Here is a 17,526-nt window from a genome sequence, read left to right as displayed (position 1 = left end):
ATGGAAAACCCTTGTGTCATTATCGGTATCGCTGGTGCGTCAGCATCAGGCAAGTCATTGATTGCAAGAACCATTTTTAATGAACTCAAGGCAGAAGTGGGGCGAGAGGAAATCGCTGTCATCACCGAAGACAGCTATTATCGCGATCAAAGCCAGCTGTCCATGGAAGAGCGGGTTAAAACCAACTACGACCACCCCCAGGCCTTTGAGCACGACTTGCTGGTTGAGCATCTGCAAGCCCTTAAAGACGGCCAGGCGGTAGAGATCCCCGAGTATTCCTACGAAGAGCACACCCGCAAGACCAGCACCCATACTGTCACCCCCAAGAAGGTGATCATCCTCGAAGGCATTCTGCTGCTGTCCTACAAGCCGCTTCGGGATATGCTGCAAGCCTCGGTGTTTGTCGACGCGCCCCTGGATATCTGCCTGATGCGCCGCCTGCAGCGGGACGTGGCAGACAGGGGCCGGACCATGGAGTCGGTGCTCAAGCAATACATGGAGACGGTGCGCCCCATGTTCTTGCAGTTCATTGAGCCATCCAAGCAATATGCGGATATCATAGTGCCCCGGGGCGGTAAAAACCGTATCGCCATCGACATGCTTAAAGCTAAGATCCGCCAGCATCTGTAGGAATACGCCATGCGTTTGTGTGATACCCATATCGAAGAATACCTGGCCGACGGCCGCATCGTGATTGAGCCGCCGCCGGGCAAAGACGCCATCAGCGGCGTCAGTGTCGATGTGCGCCTGGGTGACAAATTTCGCGTATTTAACGGCTACACCGCCCCTTTTATCGATTTGTCCGGCCCGCGCAGCCAGGTCAACGCCGCCCTTGAGCGGGTGATGAGCGACGAAATCGTTATTCCCGAAGGCGAAGCCTTCTTCTTGCACCCCGGCGAGCTGGCCCTGGCGGTGACCTATGAATCGGTCACCTTGCCTGATGACATCGTCGGTTGGCTCGATGGCCGCTCCTCCCTGGCGCGCCTGGGGCTGATGGTGCACGTGACCGCCCACCGTATCGACCCGGGCTGGTCGGGGCGCATCGTGCTGGAGTTCTACAACTCCGGCAAACTGCCTCTGGCCCTGCGCCCGCACATGAAGATCGGTGCTTTGAATTTTGAAACCCTGTCCGCCCCGGCGGCTCGCCCTTATAACAAGCGTGTTGATGCTAAATACAAGGATCAACAAGGCGCGGTGGCCAGCCGGATAGACCAGGACAGTAAGTAAGGAGCCCATGCTCGAGATCTCAGGCCGGGTTACCATCCCGGCCCATGAACTGCAATTTTCGGCCCAGCGCGCCCAAGGCGCCGGCGGCCAGCACGTCAACACCACCGACTCGTCGGTGCTGCTTAAATTCAATTTCGAAGACTCCCAGAGCCTGCCTGACCACTACAAGGACGGGCTCAGACGCATGAGCTCGCACCTGGTTCACGGCCCGCTGGTGGTGATCAAAGCCCAGGAGCACCGCTCCCAGCACATGAACCGCGAAGTGGCGCTTGAGAGGCTTAAGGCCTTGATTGAGCAGGCCGGTATTCGCCCCAAGGTGCGCCATGCCACCCGCCCCACCCGCGCCTCCAAAGAGCGGCGCATTCAAAGCAAAAAGGGCCGGGGCGACGTGAAGGCCAAACGGGGCAAGGTCCGTGTCGATTAACCGCTTGGGCGGCGGTTTGGAACAGTAGCCAAAAGGCGGCTATGGTCATTGCAAATGACCAGGAGGATGCCGCCGTGAGTTTTTACAACCATCCCCAGCACTTAAGTCGTGCCAACCTGGCACACCTGAGCACCTTGAGCGCCGAGCTGAGCGAGCAGCTCTTTCAAGGCCCGGTGCTTACCCAGGGCAATAGCCGCATCGGTATCGAAGCCACCCGCCACCACCTTATCCTGGTGGTGCAATGCCTTGAAGCCAACACCCGGGACTGGGCCACCGACCTTAGCGCGCAGCTGGTGCCCTGGCCGCCCCTTGGCCGGGTCCATCAGGGCTTTTTGCGCCAGGCCCAAGAGCTGCTGCCCCGCATCAGGCCGGTGCTGGCTAAAGAGCTTCGCTCCGGCATGGCCCTGTGGCTTTGTGGCCATGGTCTCGGCGGCGCTGTGGCCTCGGTGCTGGCCGCCGAACTGGCCCTTAATGAAGATATCGAGCTGACCGGCCTTTGCACCTTCGGCAGCCCAAGGGTCTTTGACAACCAACTGGCGGGCGCCATGGAGGCACTCTTGGGTGAGCGCTACTGGCGGGTAGTGAACGACGAGGACGTGATAACCCGGCTACCGCCACGCTGCTTTGGCTATCGCCATGGTGGCCAGTTGAGTTACTTTGACGCCACAGGCCGATTACACCTTGGCGGCGGCCAGCCCTGGTGGGAGGGATTTTGGGATCGCTGCCACTACCATGGCCAGTGGCTTTTTGCTAAAGATATGAAAGACATCGCAGAACACGCAGTAGACGAATACCAGCTACTGAGCCTGGGGAGCAAATCGTGAGTGAGACCCTGCTTTACACCGCCACCAACACCTTGGAGGCTCATCTGCTGCAAGGCTTGCTTGCCGGTGAGGGCATCAAGGTGCGGCTCGACAGCGATCTGTTGATGGGCGGGGTGGGGGATCTGCCGGCCAATGTACAACACATTCGGCTGTGGTGTTACAGCTACCATCTGCTGGAGGCCCAGGCGGTGCTGGAGGGGTATTTCAACCACAGCGGCCAGGACTGGTATTGCGGGCAATGCGGCGAACATAACGGCAGCGCCTTTGAGCTGTGCTGGCACTGCCAGGCCCCGAAAAAAGCGGGATAAAAAAGGCGCCAACCGGCGCCTTTTTCAATACAGCAGGCTAAAGAGCTGACGCCGGTACTTGGCGGCAAGAGCGTTGCCCTGGCCAAGGGCAGCCAGGATATCCAGGCAGGTTTTCTTGGCTTCGCCGTTCTGGAAGTTCAAATCCTTTTTCAGCACCGTCATCAGGCTATCGAGGGCTTCCTCGTTACGCCCGGCGGCGTGCAGCTGCACCGCCAGTTTCAGGCGCAGGCTGTCGTCCTCTGGCGCCTGAGCCAGGGCGTCGGCCAGGGCCCGGATCTCAGGGGTGTCGGCGGCATCCTTTTTCAGTTGCAACTCAGAGAGAAGCCCTTTGTAATCGGCGTCCTGGTCTTTCATGGCAATGGTGGCCAGCTGCGCTTCGGCCTCATCCAGGCGGTTTTCCTGCAAGTAGGCGTGAATAAGCGCCAGTTTTACCGGGTGCGGATCGCGAGCGTTGGCCATGGCTTGGCTGAGCTTGGCAATGGCCTCTGCGGCCTTACCGGCTTCCAGTAGCCCCAGGCCTTCTTCAAAGTCTGGGTCCTGGGGCGCCGGCAGGTGTTTGTCCAGCAGCTGCTGAACACTCTCTTGGGTCTGCGGGCCGGCCACGCCGTCGATGGGGCGGCCTTCTTTTAGCAAGTAGAGGGTCGGCACGGCTTGAATTTGAAACTGGGCGGCCAGCATCTGCTGGGCGTCGCAATCGACCTTGGCCAGCACAAAGCCGCCCTGGTAGTCCGTCGCCAGTTGGCTCAATACCGGGGCGAGGCTGTCGCAGGGCTCATGCCCGTTAACGTAGAAGAACACCAAGACCGGCTGCGTGAAGGAAGCATCCAGCAAGGTTTGCTGAAAATTTTCGGTGGTGACGTCGACTATGTACTGGCTCATAAAGACATTTTTTCTTTGGGTGATGCTGTGCAATATGGGGGCTCGTTGGCAGAATGCAAGGGCAGGTGGTGTCCGTTACCCTTGCGTTTGTCGCATCTGCCTTGCCAGCTTCCTCTCTTTGGGGCAATGTCGAGGTGATACTATAACAATCAGGGAGAAGAAGAATGAAACGGTTACTGCCCCTGGCCTTGTTGTCGGCCTCGGCGCTGGCCCATGAAGGCATGTGGATGCCGAGCCAATTGCCCCAGATGGCCGACACCCTCAAGGCTGCCGGCCTTAAGCTCAACCCGGCGGACCTGGCCGATTTAGGTAAGGCCCCCATGAATGCGGTGATAAGCCTCGGTGGCTGCACCGCTTCTTTTGTTTCCCCCAAGGGGCTGGTGGTCACCAATCACCACTGCGCTTACGGCAGCCTGCAATACAACAGCACCGAACAGCATAACCTCATTACCGATGGTTTCCTGGCCCAGACCCTGGGTGAGGAAAAACCGGCCGCCCCCGGCACCCGCATCTGGGTAACCGAGTCCATGACCGATGTCAGCGCTGCGGTCAGTAGCGCCCTTGGCGACAAAACCGGTAGCGCCCGTTACCAGGCCCTGGAAGATAAAGAAAAGTCCCTGGTCGCGGCCTGCGAATCGAGCCCCGGTTATCGCTGCAACGTTTTCAGCTACTACGGCGGTGCCCAGTATTGGCTGCTTAAACAGATGGAAATCAAAGACGTGCGGCTGGTCTATGCCCCGGCCGAGGCCATCGGCGTCTTCGGTGGCGACATCGACAACTGGATGTGGCCCCGCCAAACCGGGGATTTCTCCTTCTACCGCGCTTATGTGGATAAAAACGGCAAGCCGGCCGATTACGCCGCCGACAACGTGCCGTACCACCCCAAATCCTTTTTAACCATCGACGGCGCCGGCGTCTCTGCCGATGACTTTGTGATGGTGGCCGGCTACCCGGGCTCCACCAACCGCTATCGCACTAGCGAAGAAGTGCGCTTTGCCATCAAGGATTACTACCCGGCCATGCAAAAGCGCCTGGCCCACCTCAACGCGCTGATCGGCAAGGCTTGCACGGCAGAAGAGGGGGCTTGCATCAAATACGCCTCCTATCGCCAGGGCCTGAAAAACTACGCCAAGAATTTTGAAGGCCAGTTGGACGGCTTTGCCAAAAGCGATTTGGTGGTAAGAAAAGTGAAGCTCGAGGCCGAGCTTAACCGCTGGGTCAGTGCAGACCCCGACCGCGAAAGCCGCTACGGCAAGGCCCTTAGCGACTTGGGCGCCTTGATAGATGAGCAGCAAAAGGCCGACCTTGCCCAGTTCAAGCGCCGCGGCGTGATGGACAGCCAGCTCTTTGCCACCGCCTACCGACTCTATCGCTGGTCACTGGAGCAGCAAAAGCCCGACGCCGAGCGTGAAGCCGGTTACCAAAACCGCGACAAAGACCGCCTGCTGGGCAGCCTTAACGCCATGGACCGCCGCTTTGCGGTGACCGTAGACAAAGCGCTGTGGCTGGACGGCCTCAAAGGCTACGACAGCCTGCCCAAAGCAGAGCGCATCGGCGCGGTAGACAGCGCCATTGGCAGCGATGCCGCCAAAGCGGTGGACGGTTTTTACGCCAGCACCGAGCTTACCGACAGCGCCAAGCGCCTGGCCTGGGTAGATAAAACCCCGGCAGACTTTGACAAGAGCCGCGATCCCTTCATTCGCTTGGCGGTGGCCAGCTACCCGGCACTCAAAGCCCTGGAAGATGCCGAGAAGGACCGCGACGGGCGCTTTTTGAGCCTGCGCCCGCAATATATGGACGCGCTGATAGCCTACAAGCAAAGCCTGGGCGAGCTGGTCTACCCCGACGCCAACTCGTCGCTGCGGGTCACCTATGGCCACGTCAAGGGTTACACCCCGGCGCCCGGCACCATCAAAGGCGATGAAGACGGCGCCCATTACAACCCCAAGGGCACCTCTTATTACGTGCCCTTTACCACCTTGAAGGGCATTGTCGCCAAGAACACCGGCAAGGTGCCCTTTAACGCCCCCAAAGCCGAGCTTGATGCCATTGCCGATCAGGATTTTGGGCCTTACTACGTGCCGGCGCTGGACTCGGTGCCGGTCAACTTTTTGTCTACCGTGGACACCACCGGCGGCAACTCGGGTTCACCCACCCTCAACGCCAAGGGCCAGTTGGTAGGCCTGCTGTTTGACGGCACCTACGACTCCATTAACGCCGATTGGGATTTCACCCCCAACACCCGCTCCATCCACCTCGATACCCGTTACATGCTGTGGGTGATGGATAAGTTGGACGGTGCCGACAACCTGTTGCAGGAAATGACCATCGTTAACCTGCCAGACGATCTCTGACAGCCAAAACAGAGAAAACCCGGGCTTGCCCCGGGTTTTTTCTATCTGTACTTGAGGCTTTACATTGCAGTAACATATTCCGGTAACAAAATAGACCGTAATAAACGGCGTAAAAACAGGGAATTAGCACGTTGAAGAAAACACTGATTGTGGGAGCCTTGCTGGTGGTGGCGGCGGCGGGAAGCAGCCTGTTGCTGGGCAGTCAGACCCAAAAAGAATACCTCAAGTGGGTAAACAGCTTATCGGCGCATCCGGGCATCAGCGCCAAGAGCCTGGACTTTGAGTCCAGCCTGTTTGCTCCTCGTGCCAAAACCAAACTCAGCGTGACCGATCCGGTACTCAAAGCGAGCCTCGCCGAGCGAGGCCTGCCCGACAGCCTGGTGCTGGTACACCAGTTCCAGGTCTGGCCCTGGCAAGTGGCCAGCAGCACCGCCATTGCCTGGGACAAGAAAAGTGCGCCGTTCAAGGCGCTGTTCGGCTCAGACATTGCCTTGAAAGTCGAAGGCCACCACTGGATCTGGGGTACCCAAAGCCTTAAGGGCCGGGTGGGTATGGCGAGCTGGCAGCAAGACGGCGAGCTGCTCAACTTCTACCCTTTGACCTTCAGCGCCAGCCACAGCCAGCAGCATTGGCAGCAAAGCTTTAACTGGAACGGCATGGAGGCCAAAAGCCCGGAAGGCCGCCTGGTGCTGTCCGGAGTCAAACTCAAAAAAGAAGGGCAGGGCGACGACGGCCACTTTGACGGCCAACTGGGCGCCGTCACCTACACCGGCGAGCATTTTGTTGGCCTCTCGGGCATGACCTTCAAAGGCACCGACAGCGACAAGCTCACCAAGGGGCGGCTGCAGGCCGAAGAGGCAAAATTTAACCGCGAACCTTTTAGCCATCTCGACCTTGCCTTGGCTATGGAGTCGGTCAATAACCACGCTCTGGATAAACTGCTGCTAAGCGCCCTGGGTATCGGCCTGACCGGCGACGCAGAAGCCCGCAGCCAGTTCAGTGTGGCCCTTGGCGCGCTGCTCTCCGGCGGCGGCAAACTGCAACTGGACGATTTAAGCCTCGACTCGGTAAACGGCAAGCTCATCGGTCGTGGCCAACTGGCGCTCAAGGCCGGTACCGTAGACAGCCTAGAGAGCTTCCTGGCTGCCAGCCAAGGGGAGCTGAAATTGGTGGTGCCGCGCCATTTTGGCGAGCTGGCGTCGCTGGACACCGACACCCTCAACGTGCTGGCCCAGCGCGGCTGGGTGCGCGAAGAGTCCGGCGGCCTGGGCCTTGATTTCAAGGTGGCCGACAAGTTGCTGACCTTAAACCAGCAGCCCCTGATGAAAGCGTTATAAGGAGTCCGGCCATGGCGAAGGTATGGGGAATGTTGCTGCTCGTCGCCTGCCTTCCCGCCCAGGCCGTGCAATGGGTGTCCCTGGCGTTGCCAGCGCCGGCCAACGGTGCCTGGCAGCAAGCCGGGGACTTTTTGTATCTGGCCGGCAACAGCCAGGATAAGCGCAGCCTGACCCGGGTGAATACCAAAAACTGGCAGGCTGCCTTGATGGCGCTTCCCAAAGACGGCGACCGCTTTTGCACTCTGGACGACGGCCGCCTGCTGCTCTTTGCCCGCGACCAAATCTTTTTAGGCACGGCCAGCGGCCCCAAAGCCCTTGGCAGCGCCCCCAGCATCTGGCGAAGCGTCGCCCCCAAAAAACTCCACAAGGTAGAGTGGTGCCAGGGCAACCGCCTTTTTGTGCCGGACTTTGATGTGCTGCGGGTTTACAGCGTTTTTGAAAGCGGGTTGACGCTGGTCAGCACCTTGCCGGTTTCGGCCTTTATGGAGCTTCGCCAGGGCGACCCCAGCTACAGCGCCAAGGCCTTGTTCCTGGCCGACATCAACCTTGATGGCAAGCCTGATCTGCTGGTGGAAGACGACAATGGCCTGAGCCTTTTTCTCGCCAAGGGAGCGGGCTTTGAAGAGCGGCCCCTGGCTTTTGCCCCGGCCCTTAACCTGACCCCGCTCGCCAAACGGATGCTGCGGGTTAACGACGGTGAAGACTTTGAAAAGCTGCGCATTCGTACCATTGCTTCGGTGACCGATCTCGATGGCGATGGCCTAAGCGATTTGATTGTCTCCAGCGTGCAATCGAAAAGCCTTTTAGACCAAAACCAGTCCTTTGAAGTGCGCTTTGGCATCAAAACCGCCAATGGCTTGGGCTTTGCGGTCGCCCCCGACACCGCGCTCAATACCCAGGGCGTGGTGTTCAAGCTCAACCGCCAAGACTTGGATGGCGATGGCCATATGGATTTATACACCCCGTCGGTGAAACTGGGGGTCGGCAAGATAGTCTCGGCGCTGTTGACCGGTTCGGTGTCGGTGGCGCTGGATATTCGCCGCCTGGACGGGCGCACCCTGGTGGCCCTGGATGACGGCATCGACGCGGACATGGACGTGTCCCTTGGCAGCGGCGAATTCAGCATTCCGCTGATGGCCGCCACCGAGCTGGCCAGCGGGACTCTTTTTGCCATCAAGAACGGCGAAAACAAGCTGGCGCTCTACCGCTTTAGCGATGGCCGCCTCAAGCGCGATGGCAGCCTGACCTTGCCGCTGCCCAAGGATGGCAGCCGCTGGCAGCAGGGTAAGGGCTGGTTGGCGATTTTGCCGGGGCCAAGCGATGGCGACCAAAACCATATCCTGGTCCTTGCCGATAAGCTGGACGCCGCCGCCACCGGGCCCTGAGGGCCTTTGTCACCGCGTTGTCATGGAGCGGGGGTAAGCTTTTGGGTTAAAGAACAAGCCTGAGCCTTAACCGTGTCTGGCCTTACTCCCCATCGCCTGCTGCCTGTAGCGCTGCTGCTGTTTCTCTGGACCTTGCTGGGCAGCACCGGCTATTGGGTCATAGAGCAAAGCCGGGCCCACCAGCGCCAACAAACCCACATCCTGGCCCTGCAAATTCGCGAGCGCCTCAAAACCTTTGCCACCGAACGCCAGGCTGCCATCAAGCAGCTGGCCTCGGTGTGGCCCGAAACCCACCCCAATACCGAGAACTGGTTTGCCCAGGAAGCCGGCAACCTGCAAAACATGTTGCCGGGGCTGGGTTATCTGGCCTGGGTGGACGGCAGCGGCGCCCTGCGTATCGCCCGCCAGGAAAAGGTGCCCCAAGGTTGCCAGTGGCTGTGGGGGAGCGAGCCCATCAATGCGCGCCTTGGCGCTATTCGCTACGGCATCGCCCTTTGCCAGGTGCTGCCCACCATCATCGACAGCGCCCTTGCCACCGGTTTTGCCGCCGCGGTGCGGCTAGATGAGCAGGCGGTATACGCCCTTGGCCACCCCGGTGAAGTGACCATCCGCGAGCCTTTTATCTGGTTTAACAAAAATCTGCAGCTAGAGCTTTCGCCAATTGCCGGCCTTAATGGCCACCTGTACCTGATGCTGGGCTGCGCCATGGTGGTGGCGCTGATGCTGTCGGTACTGATGCACTTTTCCCTAAAAAGGGCCTGGGCCCTAAACCGCAGCCGCGGCATTTTCCAGGCCGCTTCCAAGGCGTCAGTCGATGGCCTTTTGGTATTCACCCCAGACGGCGGTGAGTGGCACCTTGCCGAATACAACGACTCTGCGGTGCGGCTGGTAAGCCCGGCACCCGACATGACCTTAAGCGCCTTTTGCGAGGCCTTGGCAGCGCCCTCGTTAACCGGCCAACTGGCCGCGCTCGACATTGGCGACAGCATCATTACCAGCCTGGAACCCGTTGCTGGGCGCAGCCTGCACCTGCAAGGGGTGCGGGCCAAAAGCAACCTTGCCATCACGGTTCGTGACATCACCCAACTTAAACTGGCCGAAGCCGACCTTGCCGCCAGAGAAGCCAAATACCGCCGGCTTATCGAAGGGTTACGGGGCCATTTGGTGTTCAGCCTGGATGAGCGCGGCGAGCCGGAGTTTTTATCAAAAGGGGCGGCCGAGCTTTTTGGCAACGAGGATATCGGCGAGGTGTTTAGCCAGCTCCGTGGCCAGCAGCGCTGGCGTGAGGCCAAGCAGCGCTTAAATAGCGGCGAAGACTCGGTGCGGGTGCAGCTGCCGCTTCGCATCAACGAGGTGGAGCGCCATATCGAAGTGGTACTCAGTAAGGTTGAATTTGGGTTTGAAGGGTTGCTTCGGGACGTAACCGACGAGGCTGAGCTGATGCGCCGTATTCGCCATCAAGCCAGCCACGACGCACTCACCGGCCTTGCCAACCGTTATGCCTTCGACAAGGCCCTGACCAAAGCCTGGCAGCAAGGTACTGCCTGCCAGGCCCTGCTGCTGATGGACTTGGACCAGTTCAAGCTGGTGAACGACCGTTTTGGCCACGAAAAAGGCGACCAGCTGCTGCTGGGGGTGGCCGAGCGTTTAAGTAGCGCTTTGGCACCGCAAGCCTTTATTGCCCGCTTGGGAGGCGATGAATTTGCCGTTGTGCTGAGCGGCGAGGATTTGCCCGGCCAAGGCCAGCAACTGCTCGACGCCCTTCGCCAGGCGCCGGTGGCAGCCGGCGAGCACCAGTTTCCGATCACCGCCTCCATGGGCCTGGTACCTTTTGGCGCTGCCAGCGACACCGCCGACTTAAAACGTATTGCCGATATGGCCGCCTACGCCGCCAAGGAAGCAGGGGGCGATCGCTTGCAGTGCTACCGCGACGGCGACGGTTGGCTCAAAGCCCGTGAAGAGACCATGGTCTGGGCCGAAAAGGTGCGAAGCGCCATCTCGGAACACCGCCTGGCGCTGGCGGTGCAAAGCATTGCCCGAACCGAGCAACCGACCACGGTGGTGCACCGGGAGGTGCTGGTGCGGCTTTGGGACAACGGCGAGCTTATTCCGGCCTGGCGCTTTATTCCGGCCGCCGAGCGCTATGGCCTGATGGTGGCCCTGGATAAAGCGGTGATCGCCAAGGGCCTTGCCTGGCTCGCCACCAGGCCTGCCGAGCGCCTGGCCTTTAACCTCTCCGGGGCGTCGCTCTCTGACCAAGGCTTTTGCCAGTGGCTGCTGGCTACCCTCAAAGAAGGTCAATTGGCGCCAGAGCGGTTGTGCTTTGAAGTAACCGAAACCGCTGTTATCGAACACCTAGGCCACGCCACCGAACTGATGGATGCGCTGCGGGCCCTAGGCTGCACCTTGTCCTTGGACGACTTTGGCTCGGGCATGAGTTCTTTGTCGTATTTAAAGGCGCTGCCGGTTGACCATATCAAGATTGATGGCGCCTTTATCCGGGAAATTAAGAACACCCACTTTGATCGGGTGGCGGTGCGCACCATTGCCTCGCTGGCAAGGGCCTTGGGGAAAGTTACCATCGCCGAGTATGTAACCGATCAGGCGACCCTGACCCTTTTAAAACGCTTGGGCGTGGACATGGTCCAGGGCTACGCCATAGACCAGCCCACCTTGCTTGAAGAGCTTCAATCGCTGCCGGCCACCATGGCCTGAAACTCGCTACTGTCGCTTAAGGCTTCAAAGTCTTCTTCTTCCCGGGCTGATTGGCGCAGGGCGTCAGAGAGGTTGATGGCCCGGCCCAGATCTGACAGTGCCCGCTCTTTTTGGCCAAGACCGGCCAGGGCGCAGGCCCGTTGGTAAAGGGCGTGGGCGTTGTTGTTGTCTACCGCCAACACCTTGTTGCAAATAGACAGTGCCCAGCGACGCTCGCTCATCATCATGGCCGCATCGGCCTTATGGGTAAGGGCATCGAGATCTCCGGGGCGAAGGGAAAGAATTTCGTCATAGATCTCGATTTTGTTTTGGGGGCTGGGCTCTTGTGAGGCTTTGAGCCACAGCGAGTGAATGTCCCCCAGGCGCTCTATTTCCTTGTGTTGGTCGGCGATGGCCGAGGTTTTGCGCCGCAGCTCCTGCTCCAGGGTTTTAAGGCGCTTTTCATATTGCTGGGTCAGGCGATTTATCTCGTCGTTGGCAAACTGCTTGGTATTGGCCTTGATCTCTCGAAGGCTCTGCCAGCCTACCAGCGCCAGTACCGACGCGCCGCCAGCAATGAGGTAGAAAAAATAGCTGACGGTATTGGTGGAGTAGGTCAGGGCCCGTTCTGACAAGCTCACATCGCGCTGGGCCATTTCTTTGGCAACCTGTGCCTTGTATTCGAGCATGTCGGTGCGCAGGGTCTTAAGCTCGTCCAGCAGGTAGCGCTCCATCAAGGGCGGCAGTTCGGTGCGCTTTGGCGCCGGGTCTGCCGCTTTTTTATCGGCGTTATCTGCCAAAGGTTCGGCGGCAAACAGCGGCAGGGAAAACAACAAGGCCAGCACGGCGATACGCATCAGGGCTCCTTATATTGGCAAGAGAGGGGAAAGAGATGGTCGATAAAACGCTGGGCCGTGGGGTGAGGCTCGTGGTTGGCAAGACCGGCCCGCTCGTTGGCCTCGATAATGACGTACTCGCTTTGGGTTACATCCGGCACCAGCAGATCCATGCCCACCACGGCAATATCCAGCGCCTTGGCGGCTTTGAGGGCCACATCCACCAAGTGTGGGTGCAGCTGGCCGGTCACGTCCACCAGCCGGCCGCCGGTGTGCAGATTGGCGGTGCGCCTTACCGCCAGGCTTTTACCGGCCTCAAGTACGGTGTCTAAATCAACCTTTTGAGCCTTTAAGGTGCGAATGGTCTCGTCGTCAACCGGAATACGGGATTCTCCGCCGGTGGCCGCTTCCCGGCGCCGCGACTGTTTGGCGATAAGCTCGCCGATACTGAGCCTGCCATCGCCCACCACAAAAGGCGGCTCGCGCCGGGCGCCGGCCACCACTTTATTGCCGATCACCAAAATGCGCACATCGTTGCCGGGCATCAAGGCTTCTAGCAGCACCTGGTCACCATGGTGTTTGGCAAGGGCAATGGCGGCCTCCAGTTCGTCGCCCTGGCGCACATCAATGCTGATGCCTTTGCCTTGTTCACCGTCCAGGGGTTTGACGACGATGCGTTGCTGCTGGTGCAAAAACGCCTTGTCTGCTTGGCTGCCGTCACTTAGCCGGTAGGGCGGGGTTTTCAGGCCGGCGCGGCGCAGGCACTGGTGGGTCAGGGATTTATCCTGGCAGCGCAGCATGGCCAAGGCGTGGGTCTGGCTGGTTAAGGATTCAAAGCACTGCACGTCCTTGCCGCCGTGATGCAGGGTAAAAAGCCCTCTGGCGGCGTCTGTTACCGTTACATCAATGCCCCTTGCCACTGCCTCGTCGACAATGATGCGGGCGTAAGGGTTCAGGCCGGAGAAATCCTGCGGCCCCATAAACAGCTTTTGGTTAAAGGCGCTGCGGGTTTTGATGGCAAAGCTTTGCAGCGGCCGAAAGCCCAGGGACTCGTACAAACCGATGGCGGCGCTATTGTCGTGCATGACCGACAGATCCATAAAAGCGGCGCCCTTGGCTTGGAATTTCTCGGCTAAAAAGCGCACCAGCGCTTCTCCTACGCCGGGGCGGGCGGCGTCTCTGTCTACCGCCAGGCACCAAAGAGAGCTGCCTCGGTCCGGGTCGTCGGCCAATTCCCGGTAGTTAAGGCCAGTGACGGTGCCTATCACGGTGCCGTCGCTGGCGTCTTCTGCCAGCAACAATAAATGGCCTTGAGAGAGCCTTGCCTCGGCGGGGAGGGTATCTGGGATGACTTTCAGGCTATGTTGGCGGTACAGACGATTAATGGCCGAAGCGTCGGCCTTGTCCTGGGCGCGGCGAATGCGAATACCGCCAATAGGGGTGGCTTTGGGGCGATAGTCGCTCAGCCACAACCGCAAGGTGTCGGAGGGGTCTAAAAAGAGTTGCTGGGGCGCCTTGGCCAGTACCTTGTGGGGGTCGCGCACATAAAGGGCGATGTCCCGCTTGTCTTCGCCTTCTTGCAGTAAGGCCTGGGCCAAGGCACTTGGCGAGCTGAAGGTATGAGACAGCAGCAAGCGGCCCCAACCGCAGTCGATCACCACGTCGCTTTTGCCGTTATCTGGGCCATGGTGCAGGTAGCCGGGAGTGCGGGTACGTTGCAGGCGATGCTGGGTGTTGCGTTGGCTGTCATAGGTCATGAGCTTGCATCCACAGTTCCAGGCTGGCCAGTTGCCACAGCTTGTTGCCGCCAAGGGGGGTTAGTGCCTTTTCAGGCGCGCTAAAAAGCCGGTCAAGGTAGCGGGGGTTAAAGAGGCCCCGCGCCTTGGCCCGGTCTGAATACAGGGTGTCTTTGACCAGCGCCAGCACCTGGCCTTGGATGTACTTGAGCTTGGGTACCGGAAAATAGCCTTTGGGCCTGTCTATTACCGCGTTGGGCAGCAATTGATAGCCGAGCTGGCGCAAGAGGTATTTGCCGCCGCCCGGCACTTTCAGGTGTGGCGGCATGCTGGCGGCAAGCTCAACCAGTTCGTGGTCCAAAAAGGGCACTCGCGCTTCCAGACCAAAGGCCATGGTCATGTTGTCTACCCGCTTAACCGGATCGTCTACCAGCATCACCTGGCTGTCCTGGCGCAGGGCTTTGTCGATGGCCAGCGTGGCGCCGGGCATCGCAAAATGGCTTTTTACAAAGTCGCCGGCAAAATCGCCCTGCTGCCAAGGTGGAAGTAAGGTCTCTTGCATCTCTTGAATGCTTCGGTCAAAAAAGTGCTGGCGATAACAGTCAACCGGTGCCGAGGTGTCTTGCATCGGTGGGTACCAGTGATAACCAGCAAAAACTTCATCGGCCCCTTGGCCCGATTGCACTACCTTGCAATGGCGCGCCACGTGCCGGGATAAAAGGTAAAAGCCGATGCAATCGTGGCTGACCATGGGCTCAGACATGGCGCTAATGGCCGGCAGCAGTTCTTTAAGCAGGGTGTCTTCGTCAACGCGAATGCGGTGGTGCTCGGTGCCGAACTGCTGTGCGATAAGGTCGGAGTAACGAAACTCGTCCCCTTCTTCGCCGCCTGCGCCTTCAAAGCCCACTGAAAAGGTCTGGACCTTGGGGTGCACTTCGCTGACCAGCGCAGTAATAAGGCTTGAGTCAAGGCCGCCAGAGAGCAGTATGCCCACGTCTACTGCGGCCAGATTGCGCCGTTTAACCGCCCCGCGAAGGCTGTGGGCCAGTTTGTCTAGCCACTGGGCCTCGCTCAGTACGGGTTTGTGGTCAAAATCGGGTTGCCACCAACATTGGCGTTCGGTGCCCTTGCTGCCAAAACGCTGCCAGTAACCTGGCGGGAGCTTTTCGATGCCTTCTAGCACGGTGTCCGGCGCTGGGGTAACACCGTGAAAATTTAAATAAAAGTCCAGGCCCTTGGCCGACAGCGCTGGTTTTTCACCTTTGCCGAGAAGCGCCGGCAGGGTAGAGGCAAAGCGCAGGCCGCCAGCTTCCGGTTTTAAGTAAAGCGGTTTGATGCCGAGGCGGTCTCTTGCCAAAAAGAGGCTGTTGTCGGCGAGGTTGTAAATCGCCAGGGCAAACATGCCGTTAAGGCGAGGCAACATCTGCGGCCCCCAGGCATGGAAGGCCTTGAGCAGCACTTCGGTGTCACCGTCTGAGTGAAAGGTGTAACCCAGGGCGCTTAGCTCCTGGCGAAGGGCAGGGTAGTTGTAGATGGCGCCGTTAAAGACCATGGCCAGCCCCAGAGTGTCGTCCACCATGGGTTGGGCCGAGCCATCGGAAAGGTCCATGATTTTAAGCCGCCGGTGGCCCAGCAGCAGGCCGTTTGTTTGGTAGCGGCCTTCGGCGTCTGGCCCTCTGGGGGTCAGCTGTTGGAGTGCGCGTTCGAGTTGCTGTGGGTCAAAATGATTGTCACCTTGACGATAGTGCCCGTAAAAACCGCACATAGCCACGATATCCTCTCGTTGCTTGCCAGTTTTCTATCATGGGAAAGTGACTTAAATATTTCAACACGAATGAAATGTTGCGGCAGCTTACGCTCATCTTCGCTAACAGTAAGCTGCCTGCAATTTAGATATGGCGGTATTCGCCGTCGACCAAAAACTCATCCAGTACCGCCAGCAGATCGTCTGCTCTGTCCATAGGCACCGGCGCTATTGGGTCGTCTTCGTCGCCATCTTCGTCTTGCTCCCAGAAGAAGCGGCGAAGGGCGTCGGCAAAGGGGCTACTTTGCTCGCAAAGGGCGTCGAGGCTGTCCAGATAAACGATGCGGCGAAGGCCAACGGTCAGATCGTTCAGGGCATCGGCCAGGGCCTGGCCTTCCATGAATTGGCCCAGTTGGATAAAGCGCTCCCGGGCCGACTCTTGCTGGTCTTCGTCCAGCTCGCCAGCGTGGGCCACCATGCCCAGGTAATCTTCAGTCAGGTAGTGCAGCAGGGCCTCTTCGTCGTCGAGGAGCTGATATTGACTGCCTCTTTCCAGCAGCATGGTGTGGGAGAAGCTGTCATCGATATGGCAAAGGACCAGCGACATAGGCGGTAGCTCGTTGAGGTTGGTGGAACGACAGTGTGGCGGCAAAAGCGCCATGAAAAAAGCCCTCATCTTGCGATGAGGGCTTTTTCGTTATGGTCGGCGCGAGAGGATTTGAACCTCCGACCCCTGACACCCCATGACAGTGCGCTACCAGGCTGCGCTACGCGCCGTTGACCACGTTGCTGCAATAAGCGTGGGGGCTTGCCATGCAGCGGCCGCTACTCTCACCGATCTGAGCGGCGGATGCAAGCAAAGTTTGCGCCCTTGCGCTTAACTGCTGGCTTTGTGCGCGCCCTGCCCGGAATTTGCCCAGGGGTGATGGCAAAGGACAAACCCTTCGTCACTGCCTGGTGGCTCAAAGTAGCGGCATACCGCGGCAAATTGCTCGGCGCTGGGGGCGAAGGGATGTTCGCCCCTGCGATTGCGGGCCAACAGCCGCTCAAGGCAAATGGCTTCGGGCACATCAAGGCAATGAAGCTGATGGCCGGTGTTCGCGGCGGCAATGAGCTGCTGCGCCCAGGCCCGGCTTTGGCGGGTGTTCATGGGAAAATCCAGCACTAGGGTATTGCCGGCCTTTAACAGGGCAACCAGATGCTCAAAGAGCGCGGCTTTCAAGCGAGGCGCGAAGGCGGCGTAATCAGCCAGGCTGGTCATTTGCGGCCCATAGAGGTTGGCAAGCCACTTGTCTTCGCTTAAGAGCAGTGCTCGCTGCTCGGCGGCGATGCGGTGGGCGAGGGTGGATTTACCCGAGCCGATAGTGCCGCAGAAAAGGTGCAATTGTGGGTGGGGCATGGCGCTCTCCTGATTAAGGCCCCGAAAAACGACAAACCCGCCTTTCGAGGCGGGTTGGGGAAGACAAGGTTCAGCCCGCCATTTAGGGAATGGCGATAATTTTCTGGCTGAAATAAAAGGTAAAAAACGTCATGTCCCCAGCATGCCCGGCAACGAAACGGTAGGCAAGGCGTAGATAAAGAAAAAGCCCTCGTCTTTCGACGAGGGCTTTTTCCGTTATGGTCGGCGCGAGAGGATTTGAACCTCCGACCCCTGACACCCCATGACAGTGCGCTACCAGGCTGCGCTACGCGCCGTTGACCACGTTGTTGCAATAAGCGTGGGGACTTGCCTTGCAACGCCGACAAGTTTACTCATCCGCGCTTTTCATGCAAGCCCT

General features: G+C 59.2%; 15 protein-coding genes and 2 tRNA genes. 9 read left to right on the top strand and 8 right to left on the bottom strand.

The genetic code is table 11. From position 1 onward, the window contains the following. The 5 genes from udk to EDC28_RS09345 all read left to right on the top strand — a co-directional run bounded on the left by udk (position 1) and on the right by EDC28_RS09345 (position 2,783). Complete coding sequence (gene udk / locus EDC28_RS09365) at positions 1–630, top strand: uridine kinase (protein ID WP_050660046.1); 630 nt, start codon at positions 1–3, stop codon at positions 628–630. 9 nt (positions 631–639) lie between these two features. Further along, positions 640–1,227: a dCTP deaminase gene (dcd, locus tag EDC28_RS09360; protein WP_050660045.1), complete on the top strand. Its 588-nt coding sequence runs from the start codon at positions 640–642 to the stop codon at positions 1,225–1,227. Between the two features lie 7 nt (positions 1,228–1,234). Then, the gene (arfB, locus tag EDC28_RS09355; protein WP_050660044.1) at positions 1,235–1,651 is read left to right on the top strand and encodes an alternative ribosome rescue aminoacyl-tRNA hydrolase ArfB; all 417 of its coding nucleotides are present in this window, start codon (positions 1,235–1,237) and stop codon (positions 1,649–1,651) included. A 74-nt stretch (positions 1,652–1,725) separates the two neighbouring features. Further along, complete coding sequence (locus EDC28_RS09350) at positions 1,726–2,475, top strand: lipase family protein (protein WP_170164077.1); 750 nt, start codon at positions 1,726–1,728, stop codon at positions 2,473–2,475. Continuing rightward, positions 2,472–2,783, top strand: a complete 312-nt coding sequence (locus tag EDC28_RS09345) for a putative signal transducing protein (protein WP_170164076.1) — start codon at positions 2,472–2,474, stop codon at positions 2,781–2,783. Before EDC28_RS09350 ends, EDC28_RS09345 begins: the two co-directional genes overlap by 4 nt. A gap of 24 nt (positions 2,784–2,807) precedes the next feature. Here EDC28_RS09345 and EDC28_RS09340 read toward each other — a convergent pair whose 3' ends face one another. Then, complete coding sequence (locus EDC28_RS09340) at positions 2,808–3,662, bottom strand: thioredoxin family protein (protein ID WP_123421419.1); 855 nt, start codon at positions 3,660–3,662, stop codon at positions 2,808–2,810. 164 nt (positions 3,663–3,826) lie between these two features. Between EDC28_RS09340 and EDC28_RS09335 the strand changes: the two genes are divergently transcribed. From EDC28_RS09335 to EDC28_RS09320, 4 genes are all read left to right on the top strand, one after another. After that, positions 3,827–6,016, top strand: a complete 2,190-nt coding sequence (locus tag EDC28_RS09335; protein ID WP_123421418.1) for a S46 family peptidase — start codon at positions 3,827–3,829, stop codon at positions 6,014–6,016. A gap of 131 nt (positions 6,017–6,147) precedes the next feature. Then, entirely contained in the window at positions 6,148–7,353 is a 1,206-nt protein-coding gene (locus EDC28_RS09330) for a DUF945 family protein (protein ID WP_170164075.1), read from the top strand. Positions 7,354–7,382: 29 nt separating this feature from the next. After that, entirely contained in the window at positions 7,383–8,738 is a 1,356-nt protein-coding gene (locus EDC28_RS09325) for an FG-GAP repeat domain-containing protein (RefSeq protein WP_123421416.1), read from the top strand. Between the two features lie 72 nt (positions 8,739–8,810). Next, positions 8,811–11,453, top strand: a complete 2,643-nt coding sequence (locus EDC28_RS09320; protein ID WP_123421415.1) for a putative bifunctional diguanylate cyclase/phosphodiesterase — start codon at positions 8,811–8,813, stop codon at positions 11,451–11,453. Here EDC28_RS09320 and EDC28_RS09315 read toward each other — a convergent pair. The 7 genes from EDC28_RS09315 to EDC28_RS09285 form a co-directional block, all read right to left on the bottom strand. Then, positions 11,426–12,289, bottom strand: coding sequence for a tetratricopeptide repeat protein (locus EDC28_RS09315; RefSeq protein ID WP_050660036.1), 864 nt, complete (start codon positions 12,287–12,289; stop codon positions 11,426–11,428). The genes EDC28_RS09320 and EDC28_RS09315 overlap by 28 nt on opposite strands. Continuing rightward, on the bottom strand, positions 12,289–14,025 hold the full coding sequence (gene ngg, locus EDC28_RS09310; protein ID WP_123421414.1) for an N-acetylglutaminylglutamine synthetase: 1,737 nt from the start codon (positions 14,023–14,025) through the stop codon (positions 12,289–12,291). The genes EDC28_RS09315 and ngg overlap by 1 nt, the downstream gene beginning before the upstream one ends. Next, positions 14,015–15,769, bottom strand: coding sequence for an N-acetylglutaminylglutamine amidotransferase (locus EDC28_RS09305; protein ID WP_123421413.1), 1,755 nt, complete (start codon positions 15,767–15,769; stop codon positions 14,015–14,017). Before EDC28_RS09305 ends, ngg begins: the two co-directional genes overlap by 11 nt. A 124-nt stretch (positions 15,770–15,893) precedes the next feature. Then, on the bottom strand, positions 15,894–16,355 hold the full coding sequence (locus EDC28_RS09300) for a hypothetical protein (RefSeq protein ID WP_050660033.1): 462 nt from the start codon (positions 16,353–16,355) through the stop codon (positions 15,894–15,896). Between the two features lie 93 nt (positions 16,356–16,448). Then, positions 16,449–16,525 (bottom strand) — tRNA-Pro (locus EDC28_RS09295). Between the two features lie 100 nt (positions 16,526–16,625). Then, positions 16,626–17,147, bottom strand: a complete 522-nt coding sequence (locus EDC28_RS09290; RefSeq protein ID WP_050660973.1) for a P-loop nucleotide/nucleoside kinase family protein — start codon at positions 17,145–17,147, stop codon at positions 16,626–16,628. A gap of 219 nt (positions 17,148–17,366) precedes the next feature. Continuing rightward, positions 17,367–17,443: transfer RNA gene (locus tag EDC28_RS09285), tRNA-Pro, on the bottom strand. Positions 17,444–17,526: the final 83 nt, after the last annotated feature.

The organism is Gallaecimonas pentaromativorans, assembly GCF_003751625.1.
GTDB lineage: Bacteria > Pseudomonadota > Gammaproteobacteria > Enterobacterales > Gallaecimonadaceae > Gallaecimonas > Gallaecimonas pentaromativorans.
The sequence above is the reverse complement of the archived record's forward strand: the minus strand, read 5'-3'. Positions and strand labels throughout refer to the sequence as shown.